The organism is Aquimarina sp. AWH4_224, from assembly GCF_056160245.1.
On sequence record NZ_JBSWWU010000007.1, the window covers coordinates 154,212 to 171,535 of the forward strand.

The 17,324-nt window shown below is 37.3% G+C and carries 8 protein-coding genes; 5 read left to right on the forward strand and 3 right to left on the reverse strand.

The window, feature by feature from the left end:
• The first annotated feature begins 45 nt into the window (after positions 1–45).
• The 5 genes from ACXAGJ_RS14785 to ACXAGJ_RS14805 all read left to right on the forward strand — a co-directional run bounded on the left by ACXAGJ_RS14785 (position 46) and on the right by ACXAGJ_RS14805 (position 4,801).
• Positions 46–987: a ribose-phosphate pyrophosphokinase gene (locus ACXAGJ_RS14785; protein ID WP_073321661.1), complete on the forward strand. Its 942-nt coding sequence runs from the start codon at positions 46–48 to the stop codon at positions 985–987.
• Positions 988–1,011: 24 nt separating this feature from the next.
• Positions 1,012–1,635, forward strand: a complete 624-nt coding sequence (locus ACXAGJ_RS14790) for a 50S ribosomal protein L25/general stress protein Ctc (RefSeq protein ID WP_474840929.1) — start codon at positions 1,012–1,014, stop codon at positions 1,633–1,635.
• Between the two features lie 230 nt (positions 1,636–1,865).
• Positions 1,866–2,495 carry an aminoacyl-tRNA hydrolase gene (gene pth, locus ACXAGJ_RS14795; protein ID WP_474840930.1) on the forward strand — a complete coding sequence of 210 codons (630 nt, stop codon included), beginning with the start codon at positions 1,866–1,868 and terminating at the stop codon, positions 2,493–2,495.
• A 51-nt stretch (positions 2,496–2,546) separates the two neighbouring features.
• Positions 2,547–3,479, forward strand: a complete 933-nt coding sequence (locus tag ACXAGJ_RS14800) for a bifunctional riboflavin kinase/FAD synthetase (protein WP_073321670.1) — start codon at positions 2,547–2,549, stop codon at positions 3,477–3,479.
• On the forward strand, positions 3,476–4,801 hold the full coding sequence (locus ACXAGJ_RS14805; protein ID WP_474840931.1) for an HTTM domain-containing protein: 1,326 nt from the start codon (positions 3,476–3,478) through the stop codon (positions 4,799–4,801). The genes ACXAGJ_RS14800 and ACXAGJ_RS14805 overlap by 4 nt, the downstream gene beginning before the upstream one ends.
• Before the next feature lie 284 nt (positions 4,802–5,085).
• On the opposite strand, the gene ACXAGJ_RS14810 is transcribed toward ACXAGJ_RS14805, so the two are convergent.
• Genes ACXAGJ_RS14810 through ACXAGJ_RS14820 form a run of 3 tightly spaced genes read right to left on the reverse strand, consistent with a single transcriptional unit; the run spans position 5,086 to position 16,916 of the window.
• Positions 5,086–10,083, reverse strand: a complete 4,998-nt coding sequence (locus ACXAGJ_RS14810; RefSeq protein ID WP_474840932.1) for a DUF6443 domain-containing protein — start codon at positions 10,081–10,083, stop codon at positions 5,086–5,088.
• A gap of 7 nt (positions 10,084–10,090) precedes the next feature.
• The gene (locus ACXAGJ_RS14815; RefSeq protein WP_474840933.1) at positions 10,091–13,603 is read right to left on the reverse strand and encodes a hypothetical protein; all 3,513 of its coding nucleotides are present in this window, start codon (positions 13,601–13,603) and stop codon (positions 10,091–10,093) included.
• Positions 13,604–13,607: 4 nt separating this feature from the next.
• A complete protein-coding gene (locus tag ACXAGJ_RS14820; RefSeq protein ID WP_474840934.1) occupies positions 13,608–16,916 on the reverse strand; it encodes a hypothetical protein in 3,309 nt (1,102 codons plus the stop codon).
• Positions 16,917–17,324: the final 408 nt, after the last annotated feature.

Below are 17,324 nucleotides of genomic sequence, written 5' to 3' on the forward strand. Positions count from 1 at the left end.
TTTCAAAAGTTAGTTTTAACTCATTACAATACAACATTTTACCCTATGCCACCCGTAAACACTGAAGCAAAATTTTTTGCGTGTAATCAAAGTACAGAACTTGCAGAAAAAATAGTAACCGCTTACGGTGCAGAATTGGGAAATGTGATCACATCCACATATAGCGATGGTGAGTTTCAACCTTCTTTTGAAGAATCGGTAAGAGGGTCTCGAGTATTTATCATTGGATCTACGCATCCAAACTCTGATCACCTTATGGAAATGCTATTGATGCTGGATGCTGCAAAAAGAGCTTCAGCCAGACATATTACCGCAGTATTACCTTATTATGGGTGGGCGCGACAGGATAGAAAAGATAAACCTAGAGTTCCTATTGCTGCAAAATTGATTGCCAAAATGCTTGAAACAGCAGGAGCAACAAGAATCATTACTATGGATCTACATGCCGATCAGATTCAGGGATTCTTTGAAAAACCGGTGGATCACCTGTATGCTTCTACGATTTTCTTGCCTTATTTGCAATCACTAAAGCTGGATGATTTGACTGTTGCATCTCCGGATATGGGAGGTTCCAAAAGAGCCTACGCCTATTCAAAAGCATTAAAAAGCGATGTAGTTATTTGTTATAAGCAACGTGCCAAAGCCAATGTGATTTCGCACATGGAATTGATTGGAGATGTAACCGGAAAGAATGTAGTATTAGTAGATGATATGGTAGATACTGCGGGGACATTGACCAAAGCAGCAGATTTGATGATGGAAAGAGGAGCAAAAAGTGTAAGAGCTATTTGTACTCACCCAATTTTATCAGGTAGTGCTTATGACCGATTAAATGACTCAAAACTAGAAGAGTTGATCGTAACCGATTCGATTCCTCTAAAACAACAAAGTGATAAAATTAGAGTGGTTAGCTGTGCAAATCTATTTGCCGATGTGATGCACCGAGTGCACCATAACGAGTCGATCAGCTCTAAGTTTATAATGTAAATTAGTAATATATAAATTTTTAAAATGAAATCATTAACAATCAACGCATCTCAAAGAGAAAGCGTGGGCAAGAAAGCAACTAAAGCCCTACGTAATGCTGGACAGGTACCTTGTGTGATCTATGGTGGAGACACTATTGTACACTTTGCAGCTCCAGAAATTGCTTTCAAAGATTTAGTGTACACTCCAGACGTTCATACCGTGGTAGTAGCGTTGGATAATGGCACAAAAATAAACGCGATCTTACAGGATATCCAATTTCACCCTGTAACCGATAAAATTCTACACATCGATTTCGTTCAAATCTTCGACGACAAGGCCATCACTATGGAAATTCCTTTCAGAACGGTTGGTAACTCTCGTGGTGTAAGAAATGGTGGTGTATTGCGTTTCAACCTTAGACGTATCAAAGTAAAAGGTCTTGCTGCCAAACTTCCTGATGTTATCGAAGGAGATATCACTCAACTAAAAATCGGAAACAAATTATATGTAACCGATGTAGCGAGTGATGACTTTACGATTCTACACCCAGACAACACAGTAATCTGTCAGGTGAAAACCTCTCGTAATGCTGTGGATGAAGAAGAAGAGGAAGAAGAAGGTGAAGCACCAGCTGCAGAGGCTACTGAAGCGGCTAGCGAAGCTTAATCATCTCTCATTGATAAAGTATAAAAGCATCCTGATCAATTTCGGGATGCTTTTTTTATTTTTGTTACGATTATTGAGGGGGTGCCCTCCGTTGCACTTCGGTCGGGCTATCCGTTTTTACTCCTCGATTATTCGTCCTTCGAGAGCACTTCGATACACTCGGTATTGAATCTCAGGGCTCATAATCTGCGGGGTAATCACTACTATCCCTCACCCAAAAAAAGAACAATATGATTTCTGTTTTTAGAAAACTATTTTCAAAAGAGAAAAGAGAAATCCAGGAAGAAGATCCAATGAAAAAATTTCTTGTCGCTGGTTTGGGAAATATTGGTCCCAAATACCATAATACCCGCCATAATATCGGATTTAAAATTTTAGATGCGCTGGCAAAAGAAGAAGCCCTAACTTTTGAAACCAAAAAGTTAGGAGATCTTTCGCTCTACAAACATAAAGGACGTAGTATTATTCTTTTAAAGCCAAACACCTATATGAATCTGAGCGGTAAGGCCGTTCGCTACTGGTTAGAAAAGGAAAAAATCCCCGTAGAAAACCTTTTGGTGGTGACCGATGATATCAATATTCCATTTGGTACGATCCGTCTCAAAGCCAAAGGCAGTGCAGGAGGACATAACGGACTTAAAGATATCGAAGCACAATTAAGAACTTCAAAATATGCCAGATTTAGATTTGGTGTGGGGGCAGAATTTAGCAAAGGACGACAAGTAGATTATGTATTGGGCGAATGGAATGAAGAAGAAAGCAGTGCCATGCCCGAACGAATTGAAAAAGGTATCGGACTCATCAAGTCGTTTGCAACGGCTGGTTTAGCCAATACTATGAACATCTTTAACGGAAAATAAAGAAATGTATACCAACATTTCCGTAATTTTATACTTCAAAAACTTTACTTCTTGAAACTATATCATAACGCCGATACATACACCAATATAACTCCAACCGTAGTGACCATAGGTACTTTTGATGGTGTACACATTGGCCATAAAAAAATAATTGAACGCCTGGTAGAAAGTGCAAAAACCAACGGAATAGAATCTGTTGTTCTTACCTTTTTTCCACATCCTAGAATGGTGCTGCAACAAGATTCCGACATCAAGTTGATCAACACCATCGATGAGCGTATTCAAATTCTAGAAAAAACAGGATTAGACAATTTGGTCATTCATCCGTTTACCAAAGAGTTTTCGAGACTTACTGCCGGAGAGTATGTGCAACAAATGCTGATCGATGCGCTTAATATCCGTCATGTCATCATAGGATATGACCACCGTTTTGGGCGTAATCGCAATTCGAATATTACCGATCTCGCTTCTTATGGGATTCAAAATGATTTTACGGTAGAAGAAATTTCGAAACAGGATATTGATGATGTAGCGATAAGCTCCACAAAAATACGACAGGCACTGGCCGATGGAGATATTATCAAGGCCAATACCTATTTGGGTTATAACTTTATGCTTACGGGTAAAGTCGTACGAGGAAAAGAACTCGGCAGAAAATTAAGTTACCCAACAGCCAACTTGCACATCCCCGAAGAGTACAAACTCATCCCAAAAAAGGGAGTATATGTGGTACAATCCAAAATCGACAACAAACTCTATTTTGGAATGATGAATATCGGGACAAATCCTACCGTAAATGGCGAGCAACAAACGATAGAAACGCATTTTTTTGATGCTTCTTTTAACTTATACGATAAAAAAATACAGATCGAAATGCTTAAACGCATTCGAGACGAGAAAAAATTCAATTCGGTCGAGGAACTTCAGGAAGCGATGCAACAAGATGAAGAATTTTCTCGCGAATACATAAATTCTTTGGTATGATCAATCGTTGGCTATTTACTCAAATTGATAATAGTGCCTTAATTATATTTAGAGTCTTTTTTGGATTCCTGATTGCCGCAGAAGCGATTGGGGCTATCTTTACCGGTTGGATCACCCGCACGATGATCGAACCTCAGTTTACCTTCAATTTTATCGGGCTGGACTTTTTACAACCTCTACCCGGTGACGGCATGTATTATTATTTTGCGGTAATGGGCATCTTTGGGCTTTTAGTCATGGTTGGGTTTAAATACCGATGGAGCATGCTTGCCTACACCATCATGTGGGCTGGGGTGTATTTTATGCAAAAATCCTCGTATAACAATCATTACTATCTCCTATTGTTATTATTGATCATGATGAGTGTATTGCCTGCTGGTAATTATTTTTCTATAGACGTAAAACGCAATCCTGCTCTAAAGAAAATATCCATGCCCCGATGGTGTGTTTTGGCCATCATTGCACAACTTTGGATTGTGTACACCTATGCTTCGGTAGCCAAATTATACCCAGATTGGCTGGACTATAGTGTTGCCAAAAACCTAATGCTGGGTAGAGCATACTACCCTATTATTGGGGATCTACTACAAGGACATTGGGCCCATGTAAGTATCACCTATTTTGGGATTTTATTTGATTTACTTATTGTTCCTCTTCTCTTATGGAGAAGAACTCGATTAGCTGCATTTTTCTTTAGTATTTTCTTTCATATTTTCAATTCGATCATCTTTCAAATTGGGATTTTTCCATATTTATCACTGGCTTTTACCGTGTTTTTCTTTTCCAAAGAACGGATTCACGCCATTTTTATGAAAAAGAAAGAGTTTTACAATAAAAACGAAGTCATTGTTCCCTCTTACAAAAAGGTGCTGATTCCTGTGGCTATAATCTGGTTTGTGATACAGATTGCTTTACCTGTACGGCATTGGTTTATCCCCGGAGATGTGCTGTGGACCGAAGAAGGTCATCGCATGAGCTGGCGTATGATGTTGAGAGGGAGATCGGGTATTACTAATTTTTATATAGTAGACAAAGCAGATCCTAATGCAGAAAGAAAGTATATTAATAAAAAGAACTACTTATCCAAAAAGCAATTGCGAACGGTAGCGGCCAAGCCTGATGCCATCTGGCAATTTGCGCAACGTCTTAAAAAAATATACGCCGAAGAAGGTAAAGATATTTCGGTATATGTAAAAAGTAGTGTTTCTGTAAATGGTAAAAAGCGTAGGCCTTTTATTGATCCCGAAGTGGATCTGGCCAACACTCCTTGGAATTATTTTACTACCAATCCATGGATCATCAAATATGATCAGGAAGAATAATCACAAGGGCCCTGGTGCGGCATAATTGCTGTCTACCCCGTATACCACACCTATTTTTTGACCCTTATGTCCTCAACTTTATCAATTAAATTTGGTAATCGTCAATTAAAAATTAAAAAACAGAATAAAACAAAAGCAGTTGAGAAAACACCATGCAATTCATGCTAAGCTTTGCATGGTGTTGCTATTATATTTTAGTTTGAGTTGAATTGCCTAAATTATTTTGATTTACTAATAGTCAGATCATTCAGGATAAAACCTGAATGATCCAATTGTAATTTTCATTAGTGTTTGATTGGAACCCATTTTTTTTCTACTTTTTGCACAGAATGAAGTCTATCTTGAAGTTCACCCGCTTCATGAGATGGTACTTTTAAATACATTGCAGGCAACTTATATTTGCTATTCCCTCCATTTTTGTACACTTGCACATTAACAGAATAGTTCCCATCTCTATCTTTCATTGAAGACCCTTGCCTCCCAACAGAATTACTAATCTTCCAGTTCCAATTACTATTTGCTATAATGTTAACGGATTTAACTAAATACGATTTACCTTCAAAACTATAATTAACATTCCTCAAAGTAAATCCGGTACTAGATGAAGTCAAATTAGTAAAAAAGTCATTAGGCTTAAATCCTGTATCACCTAGTGCTCTCGAATAATCGTTCGCAAACAAAATTTGATCAAACTTTCTTTGGTCCGTAGCCATATCGGATGTAAAATCTAGTTTTAGGACATCACTTCCTGTCACATCTGCAACTTTTTCACCAGATATCTTTGTTCCTTCTTTTATCTCAGTATCCCCATTCGTTCCTGTTATTTCTTCTGCTTGTTCTTGACTTATCCCATACTGATCAGATAAAGTAGATGCACTATCACCTTCTTCTGCTATATAAGAAACAGAACCATTTTCATCTACTTCCGGGACCCACTCAGCGGACATACCTGTTGGATCTACATAACTCAAAGGATTATTTATCATTGAATTATAAGTTGAATAGCTATAGAACTCTGTCGAAAGTGGATCTATATTCATCCATCTCCCTAGAGCAGCATCATAATTACGAGCTCCAAAGTCATACCATTCTAATCCTAGCTCTTCATTACGTTCCTTCCCATTATATCCAAAATTTTTAGCCATTGCATTCCCTAGTGAAGAAATCATATTGTTATACCCTTTGTGTGTTAACCCAAATGGGTAGTAATTCTTTTCCTCTACAATCTCATTACCTACTGTACCATTCACTTTGATAATTCGTAAGTCATCAAACCAACCTTCAATTTCGGCACCATTGGTATATACATCAATTCTGAGGTTCAACTTATCGATATTGGCAGGCACAGTCACTCGTTTTTCTATGTATACCCACTTGTTCTTTTCATAAATCTTATCACTCACTGCTATCTGTGTAAAATACCCTGTTTCTTCATTTTCATTCATGAATAATAACATTCGGCCATAGAAAGTACTTGGCGTTTCTATATAAATCCACCCAGAAAAGATATAATCGGTAGCAGTGCTATTATTAATGGTGATCCACTGGTTACTATGGGCAAATACTTCACCCGACCCGGTTCTGGATAGTTTCACTGCTTTGGTTCCGGATACGACATGCTTACTATCGATACTTGCGGAGGAGCCATGTAGCGCCCCTACACTATTCCATCCAGCACTATGGCTTAGGTCATCAAAGAAAATCTCTGTGGTCGGTGCTGTGATTTCTCCATCTTTGTTAGCATCGGTATACGACAAACGAATGTTCCCCAAATGATCCTTATAATGATATATATGATTAAATGTCCCGTTATTGTTTTCTACGTATCCTTCTGGATGATGGAAGAATTGTAAACTTCCATTTTTATACATATACCCCCCTGCATAATCAGTAGTCACACCATTTACTGTCTTTCGTAACTTCATCCCGGCTGCATCATATTTGTAATCAATATTTTTGCCTGTAATAGTTACTCTAGTAGGTAAATTGAGGTAATTATAGGTGATTCCTGTAATGCCTTTGTTTGCATCCGTTTTCATATTCCCATTGGTATCATAAGAATACTCTGTAGCTACGTTTGCTCCATCTTGAAAACCATAATTATCATTACCGTTATCCAGTACTTTAGTGAGCTTATTCCCGCTGTCATAAGAGTATACTAGGTTATCCATCAACCCAAAAGTAGTTGCAGCTGTATTAGTATGTCCTCTTCGCTGTAGTCTTAGTATATTTCCATTTTTGTCATATGTAATCCCTCCTACATTATATCGGTCATTCTGAGTACCAACCGCACCAGTAATTCTGTTTAACGCATCATACGTATACGTATATGCTCTAGTGCTGGCATCGTTATTTAGAGTCTGCCAACTCGTTTGTGCAATATGTCCATTATACAGCCTCTTGCTTGGATCACCACCTGTATTATATCTCAGGTTGAAATTGAACAAATCATTATCATTTATTGCATCCTCATTGATTGATGTTAACCAACCACGCACATTGTATTTGTAATCTGTTTTTTGAAGCCCTTTGTAATTATCAACAATCTTGAAGTCTCTAATCTTTGCCCCATTGGTATGCATTGAGATATCTCCCAACAAACTCCCAGACGAAGTTGTTTTGGAAACATAAAAGGTGTCCCCATTCTTTTTGTAATGGATCGTATTACCTATACGTTCTACTCTGAAGACATCTCCAATTGCAAACTTACCATACTCTCCTTTATGACTCCCATTTTCATAAATGATCAGTCTTTTTGTCCAATAGAGATAAATAGCGTGATTAATTGTGTTGTAATGCGCATTACTGTTACTATTAGACAACCCAATCATCATCGGGGTATTGTCTGAACCGGCAATAAACTCAACATACCCATCTTTAGCAAAACTACCTTGCGTAGCCAAACCAACAGCCCAGCCACCCCCGCTCACTTTGGTGATCTCATTATTACTCATTGTGATTCCGCTAGTGATATCTTTATATCCAGATTTGGTACCGTTACCCACTACTTTACTAGCCAACTGCCCCAAATCATCATAGTTATTTTTTACAATACGTTCTGAGGTTTGATTGTTGATTTGCTGAGTTTGACTAACCACTCGATCCATATGATCATATTCAAAACGATCTACAGTAACTACATCGGTTTTTCCAGTCTTTTTATGAGTGCTTTTGGTTTCTAGTACTTTTCCTGTAAAATCGTCTAACTTACTTTCTACAATATCGGTTGTTCCTAAATATGGGTTTCTAATGTAACTATGAATAACTCTACCTTTTTCATCATAATAAGAGATCGTCGTCGTTAACGTACAACAAGACCCTAATACTTTTACCTTTGAAACCGTAGGTAATCCCTTTACCTTTAACTCAGAATCTACACCATATGAGTTTACCTGAATTGGAGAGGTTTCTCTATTCACCAAATAGTCGTCATAATATTGAATTGTTAATACTTCAGTAATTGAAGTAGGGAAATCACTATTAGAATAATAAATAAATGCGCCTCCCAATGTATATCCCGAAGAAACTCGAGTCTCGTAATTACTCTCCGCACTATTTTTGGAGTTAAAGGTCTGCTGCAAAGAAATACGTGAGTTACTTGAAGTAAAAATACCAGTATATGCCTCTCTTTCTAAATGATCATATTTGGTAAACAACCATTGATTTTTTGACTTTAAATTAGGATCCTGAGTTAGTACTGGACGGTCTAATTTATCATATACGATATACTCCCACCCTTTACCAGGAACTTTCTTCTCTACCAAACGGTTTCTGTTGTCATATTTATACTGATAACACAGCTCGGTAAGCTCACTGTTCGAGATACCATCAGACGTGTCTGCTTTGGGAGGGATTACAAAGGTTAAGTTTCCAAAGTCGTCATATACATAATACGTGTCGTGCGGTTGATCTGCATTGTAATTTCTTTTTAAAACAACCTGTTCTTGTTTATTCTTAAACTCTTCGGTAGTGTGATCCACTCCTGAGGTCCAGTTCTCATCTTTGGTTACTGTTTTATACAACTCCCCTTGACCATAATAGCTTGTACCTCCTTGCAATGTTGGTGTATAGGTGTTGTTGGCAAAACTGGTTGCTACGCTATACATTCTTACTTCGTTTACCCCATTGGTTTGATAGCCCAACTTAATCTCATGCCCACTACCTAATTTCCAGTCTTTACCTGGTGCTGCTTGTTTCACTACTCTGTTGAGTGGGGAACCATCAAATGCTTTCTCAGAATACGCATTTACCCCTGTAGGCAAAGTTACTCCTGCAAAGTCTTCTTCATATTTTTGTTGATAGTATTTTTGAGTTGTAAGTCCAACATCCCCGGTGCGGATATTGGCATTGTTACTCTGGCTGGCAAAAGGTAAATATTCCTTGGCTTGTCTTCCTAAAGCATCATAGCTTACATGAGTCACGATATCACTAGCTTTTTCTTCAGTAACAAATGCTGATTTTCTATTTACAATATCTTGTATCGATAATTCAGTACCATCTATAGCCTGTGCTAGAGGGTTCCAAAAGTATTGTCGTACGTTAGTATCTGTACAATAATACAGGTAATTTCTAAAACGAGTTTGATCGATTCCTGGACGCCATTTGTATTCGGTACCATCTATGACCTTGTTTCCGTTAAGATCGTACACCCCACTTTCTCCTGTATCTCCACCAGTATAACTATGAGGATGTACGATTCCTACCATCAAATACCAGGTATTTAGTTGAGGCAAATCACCTGCCCAAAAATAAGGGTTGTTATTTTCAGTCCCGCTTAAGTTATTTACGTTCTGCGTACCATGGTAAGTCGTTCCCGCTTGAGAAGCTGTACGTTTTACCCATACTGTATATCGATACGTTTTGGTATTATCGATAGTAAAGTAATCGGTATTCCAACCTCCATCTGCGTTGCTAGTAGCATCGGGTTTACATTCCCATAACAAATCGGTAGCTCCAAAAGGAGTAGCTCCATTTACCACCTTGTTTTCGGTTGCAGCTCCATTACGATTATAAAAAGCTGTGGCTGTATTATTGAGTTGCCAATCTATAGGCACCACATTATCAGAAACTACATTACCTCCAGCTGCTACACCAATGGTTTGTTTTACTCTTCCTAATCCATCAAAATATTGAATGGTAGTCATCACCTTGTCCTTATCATGCCCTGTTACCGGGGTGGTCGTAGGTTGCTTATAAACCTTGGTTTCTGTATAATTCTCCGTTTGACTTTGTGCGAATATGACAAACGGAAAGAATACTAATAAAATAAATATCTTTTTCATCTTGCTGTTAGTTTTTGTAGTTGTAGTTGTGTTGTTCTAAAATATGCCCCTGCGTATTCTTTACTAGAGATAATCTATTGAAGTCATCATACTCATAATACAAGATTTCTCCTCTTGGATCAGTAATACTGGTTATTCCAACAATTGGGTTATAAGAAAAGGTAGTCACTTGTGCGGTTGGGAAACCATTTCTAATCGCATTCAGTTTGATTCTTAGTGTATTTTCTGTGGCATCAGACACGTCGGCATTTGATGCCGTAATAGCAGCATTGATTAGATGCTGTTGCGACGTATTGACCGTCGAATACCCTTCAATTTTGGCGATAGGTTGTGTACCATTATATCCCCAGACATAGTAGATTTTACTCCCATCTTTTTTACTGACCTCAACTGGGTTTCCTTTTGCATCATACTCATGAAATACTACTCTATCATCCAGCCCTTGATTTCCTTTGCTGGTTTGTATCTTTTGAGGTAGGTATAATCCGTTACCAAAATCTTTATAAATGGTATTTTGAGTACTTAACTTCGTTATATTTATAAGAGCACCCTTTGTTGTTTCTACTTTTATAGGTTCTATTATGCGATGTTCTGAGAGTAAACGTATATTATTTACTTCATGAGCATATTGGGTTCGAGATGTAAGCACCTCTCCTTTACTATTTTTGGTAACAACATAGGTCGGTTGATAGTTCTTTAAGCTGTAATTAAACCTTTTATTAGTGGTTGTCATTTTCTGATTTCCCGCAGCATCATAAAAATAGTTTTCTACCGTACTCTCTTTAAGAAAAGGCAACCCATAATCATAATGAGCAGTTCCAATACCTATAAAATCTGCAGCATTACCGCATGGGAAACAAGATTCCTGCACAGAAAGGGATTTATAGTTCTGATACGTCTCTCCCTTATATGCCAGAGCAGATGCGCAGGGTTCATTTTCGCTGTATTTAAAAAAGTACTTTTCACTTGCCAAAATTTGATAATCATATCGGTTGATTGTTTTTTCTATTATTCTCCCATTATTATCAAAACCGCTACGCTCTAGTAAATTCCCTCGTTTGAAGTCTAAATCCTTTTCTGGATTATTATACTGCGCAGGAATAATATCTTCATAAAATCGGGCATCATAACTAGGGTAATCTATCGCATTGGTATACAACATTACATTTTTACCATTGTTGTCCTGATACACCTCTACATTTTTGTACCCAACATAATTTCCTTTGGTTAGAGAGGCTTCTACAGCATTACCTTGTTGTTGCACCAGAAATGATGTGTTAACTCTATTTCCAGAACAACGACCTGCTAATCCTCCTACGGTACTACCCCTTAACAAGGCTGTTACATTTTTGATCGATTTTCTGGTCATCCCTAAAGCACCATCAAAAGAACCTGAACTATACGAATCCCCGGATATATTATAGGTGTTCATTGTAGTCGGATCCAACAATGGATAGTTATAGCTAACTTTAGTTTTTTGATCCAAACCTTCAGTAAATCGAATTTCCTGAATTCGCAACCCTCCTCCTGTTTTGTATTTTACTACAGGCCCCAAATACTTGGTATAGCTCAATGTGGTTCGTAACGAAACCTCTGGAGAACCACTAGATCCATCTGGCAGGTACAACAGTGATTTCAATCGAACTACATAGCTTCCTTGTTTCAAACTTATACTATGAGACCTTGTTTTTAAATCCCTTATTCGAATGGTGCTTAAAGAAGCGTTTGCCGGGACAAATTCCAGAAAATGATACCCAATACTTTCATCATTTCCGGTTAGACCAGATATAGTAACATTAGCTCCAGTATCATTCGGAATATTTAATAATATATCGCTAGAATTTACACTTGGATTTACAGGATTATGACGTAAGGTGGTATTGTTAATTGCAGTTATATCCTGATAATTTGCTTCAATATCCTTGGGATCAACTAGTACATCTCCCAAAAATGAAAATTCGTGTGGTTCAAAAAAGAATTCTTTTCTACCTCCTGTTGGATACGTTATTCCGGTCAATACGCCGGTAGTTGCAATTCCTCCTCCTGGATTTAATACACCTGGATTAAATTGCAGTCCTGTACGAGTAAGAGTTCGGAATTTGTAATATCCCCATTGATCTTTTGCTCCACTTCCATAACCAGGCAGTCCTTCTTCATTATTGTAATTCAATTTATAGTTCAGCGTACTTGCACCAGATCTTTCCGCAACATTCATCAAAAAAAGACGATTGTATGGCGTAGTTTTATATGTAAAGACAAACTCCTTATTTTTCACGCCTCCAACATCAAACACTTCCGCTTTTTCCAGAATACAACCCGTTGCATTATCTTGTTCCGGGTGCTTATCTGGACTTAAGGTAAAAGCCACCTTGGTACCATCTCTGAAAGTAACTTCTTTTAATTTCTTAGTAGATACTTGAAGAATATTCCATGTAGTTAGTCTTTCTGGCGGAACCAGGGACGCATTAAAACTAGCGTTGGGATTATTATGATCAAAATAGGTGTTAAAAACAGAAGGGCTATTTCTAGTGGTAGCTGTTTGCGTACTCTTTTGCGTATTGTAATGCACCCAAACATCTTGATAGTTGAAAGAGCATACCGTAAAATCACTTGGTGATTTTATTCCAGACAAATGCCATGAAGAGGTGTAGCTAATTTCTTTAAATGCTTCAATTGCGCTGTCCAAAGCATTCCCAGCTTGATCTACTCCTGACTTTCTACTCTGTGTTTTGGTGGTTTCCTTTTGATCAAATACAAATTTATATCCGTTTGGAGCGACGACGGTGAAACTTGAAATTTCAAAAGTATTCCGGTCATGACTTAATTCTATCCTCACTTTTTGCGATGATGAAATCAATATCGGTTTTAAAGTGCCATTATTATTCACGATAATAAACCTCCCAGAATAGCCCATAAAATTAAACTGAAATAAATCTGGTTGATAATCATACGTTTGAGGGCCATAAGCGGTATTCCACAAAAAGTTTTGGTAATCCTTAAAATCAGTTCCATTTGGATTGATTACTATATTACCCGATTGAAAATCCCGTAAATATTTCATCTGCTTATAATAACCACTATGAAACGATCCTACTTCTCCAGGAGCATAGATCCCAGGAGTGAGAATATATTCATCATCATTCACTCCTAATACCGTTCTTGAAATTGTCCCCCCAGCAAACAACGACCATCCGGTTCCGGTCCATCCCGAACGTTCATCTATTCGAACACCTTGTGTGTTGTAGTTTAAAGATAGATCGAATAAAAGGCCTCCATCCATTTTTTTTGAGAATAATGGCAATACAATATTGGGTTGCCCAGTATAGGTATCCACAGGAACCTCCTCAAAATGCATTAGGTTGGCCACCGTAGGTGATGGTGGAATTACTTGTGGCAAATCAGTTATCGAACCATTACTTTCAGCCCCCAAGGATTGTTGACTATACCCTATATTGGCGCATAATAGTCCTACAAGAATGCAAAATTCTTTGCATCTTGATAAAACAAATGTCTTCTTCATGCTGTTAGTTATTTTTGTAGTTGTAGCCCTGCTCTTTTAGAATCTCACCTGCAGAATTTTTCACAAATTCTAACCGGTTAAAATTATCGTATTGATAGTAGATTGTTTCTCCTCTTTGGTCTGTTATGCTAGTTACTCCTATTAGTGGGTTATACGTAAATGTGGTTACTTGTGCCTCTGGGAAACCAGCGCGAATAGCCTCCAACTTCGAACGTAAAGTATTTTCTGTAGCAGTTGATACATCGTTGTTTGATGCTGTAATCGCAGCGTTAATTAAACTTTTCCGGGATGAACTAATATCTGCATACCCTTCAATTTTGGCTATAGGCTGAGCGTTATTGTATCCCCAAACGTAGTAGATCTTACTCCCATCTTTTTTACTTACCTCAACAGGGTTGCTTTTTGCATCATATTGATGAAAAACTGCTCTGTCTTCTAATGCTTGTTTCCCTTTACTAGTTTGAATGATTGATGGTAATAATTTACCACTAAAAGTATTGAAAACAGTATGTTGTTTACTTTTAATACTGCCGTTTTTGTAAACACTGGTAGTAACCGGTTGCATTCTGTTTTGGTTCGTTAATGCTGGATTAAAATCGTTAACGGTTCTATATACATCTCCGTTACTACTGGTTACCTCAGAACTCTTTAACTGATAATGATTATTATAATCATAGAAGTATTTGGTTTCACTTTCCAGAAGCTTTTCTTCAAAATAATTACGTTCTGTTGTACTATGTATATTTACGGTTCCACCGGTTAAATAATAGACCCTGTATTTCCAAGTGCTATTATCAAGAATATCCCCATATCCATCCTTCATAAATAAAGGGAGTTTGAACAGCGTCCTTGTATTCACTTTGTCCAACGAAGGTTTATTTGTGTTCCATCCATAAACTTCTCCGTCCGGATTAAAACTAAAATCTGGGTAGGTGAAAGCTCCTCCAACAGAATTAAAACCATAAAAATGATCTCCGTATAGATAATTGGTAATGACTTCTTTTTCCAACACGTATCCTTGACCTGGCAAATTGCTATACACCATTGTGTTTACATTCTTTCCTCGCAACCATTCATTATCAGTAGGAGGATGATAAGGGAAATCAAAATAATCACCTCCACCATCGGGAAGGTTGGTGAAATAGTAATCTGTTTTCCCTTCATTAACATTCTTTGTCCCATGGTACTCTGTTACAAAAGAATATCCAATACTATTGGCCTGATATGAACTAAAAGCGCTGGTCTGATCAAAATAGGTAGATATATTATAAGAACATGGACTAAAATTATTGTTCTTGTCAAAATTCAAATATCCCGGTAGACCAATTACGATTCCGGTCTCGCCTCCTCCACGTGTGTAATCAAACTCCTTAACACGAGTGTCACTCTCTGTGATGTATTCTATCTTTTGAATACGCTTCCCTCCAGAATACAATATCGCACTAGGTTGATCGTAAGTGATAGTCAACTTAAAATTATAATTTCGATTTAAATGCAAATCTCTGGGCACACTAGGATGTCTGGGTACTCGAACTCCAAAACTAGCACCTGTGCTCCCTTGGCAATTAGAAAATGTTACTTCCTTTCCTATCTCCATGGGCCAACCATCTTTCGACACTTCAAAAATACAGTCTGGAATATTAGGATCTCCATTAATATCTCTGAAATGGAAACAATCTAACTTATACTTTATTGGAGTATTAGCCGGAAATGTATAATTCAATGTTTTATAGGTTCCAGTGGTGATATCATAAAAATCTTCTTTGGTCAATTCTATCTTCACCCCCACATCCGAAGATGGGTTAATAGATGGAGTAATTACTTCATTAAAAAAGTAAGGTTTTTGACCTCTATTATGTTCGTAGGTAAATTTGGTAATCCCGCCTGTTGGATATTTGATCTGCTTCAGTATTCCTGCCTCAGCATTTTCCAGGTGTACTTTTCGATTCGGTTTGTAATTACCATACTCAAACAGTCTTAAAAAAGGACCATTATTGGCCGCTCCATTATAGTACCCCCAGTAATCCTGTCGTGTAGAAAAACGACTTGGTAGTATCGTTGAATTATAGGTAAACTCATAAGGAGGTAAACTAACTCCATTGCTACTTTCTTCTTCGATACTACTTAAAAACATACGTTTAAGCGACTTGGCAAACATCGGTAATTGAGTTAAGTAGCTTAATACATTAGAATGATCTGTACTCGTTGTATAGGTATAATTTAGATCGTAGGACTTGATTTTTTGATTGTTCTGGTCATATATTGTTATCTTATCCAAAGCATACCCATCATAGTCCTGACGTAAATTTGATTCTTTGGTAAAAACGATACTTCCCTGACTATATGTGATTTTACTTAATTGCCATACCTGCTCCTCTATCCTAGATACTTTTGAACTAATTTTAAGGATATCATTCAAGTTTCCCGGTGAGTTAGCATGAGATCCAGGAGTGGGATCATGCTTGTCATGGGACTTATCATATCGAATTGGAGATTCGTCTTTATAATGATAACTAATTACCTCCCCATATGGAGTTTCAATATCCATCAACTTCCAGGAGTTAAAATTTTGTGATACCGGACTTTGCCCATCATTTACAATATTCCCGTTCAAATAAATCGAGCTTCCAATCGAAGAAAGTTGCAAATCTCTGGCTTGCCGTTGACGATCCTTAGAAATCCCATAGTAGAAAATATTTCCACTAGCATCGGTAACTTGAAAAGCAATAATTCGTTTTTTAATGCCTCGTATTATTTCTCTTTCATAGTTAATTTTTACATCCCCAAAGGTTTGAACTACGGGCTCTAAAGTTTCATAATCGAATACAAATTTACCACTGGTACCCCCTCCACTAAAGGTAAACTGATCTGGATAATAATCGTAATCATATTGTAAATGTGATTCTCTAGCAAAGAAATTCTGTCTTGCTGTTAGACTTAGCGGTACTGTCATAAAATCATTAGCATTTCCAAAATACCCCGATTCATCTGCTTGTCCCCTGATTTGTCTTGAAACATCACCTCCGTAGGTTAATGACCAACCCATACCTGTTCTAGGTGCAACTTCAGAGACCTTTACTCCTCTACCATGATATTTGATGCTTATTGGTATTTGAAGACCTTTTACCGAAATGGTGTGTATTGGAATAGATACGTTTGCCAATCCCGTATAATGTGATACGGGTACTTCTGTAAATCTTGATAAAGCCGCCGCTTCTGGTGAGGGAGGTGTGACGTTTGGCAAAAAACTATCCTGCGCATATCCTATGTATAATAGGAGAATCGACAAGATACATGTTATTTTGTTTTTCATTGAATTTCAATTTCGTTGTTGATTGTTTTTGTATTTCCCTAAGTAGTTTCTGATATAAAATCTTCTATTTGATTCTATAGCATTTTCTGCTGCATTTTGAGTAATTCTTTGTGTTTGTTTTGCCTGTTCATGATGACGCAAATATATAGGCAGAAATTCCCTCTTTGCAATAAGATAAGGATAACATTTATGAATATTACCCTATAAAAAAATCATGTTAAATAATTGAAAAACAGATAAATAAAACAGATTAACTATTTATCATATGTTTTATTGAAGAAGCGATCAAATTGTATTCAAAAAGTAGTGTTTACACCACAATTTGCACTTATTTTAATTACAAATTTGGCTGTAAAAGATGTATCTGAAGCAAAAAAAATGTGGTGACACAACTAGCAAAATGTTGTA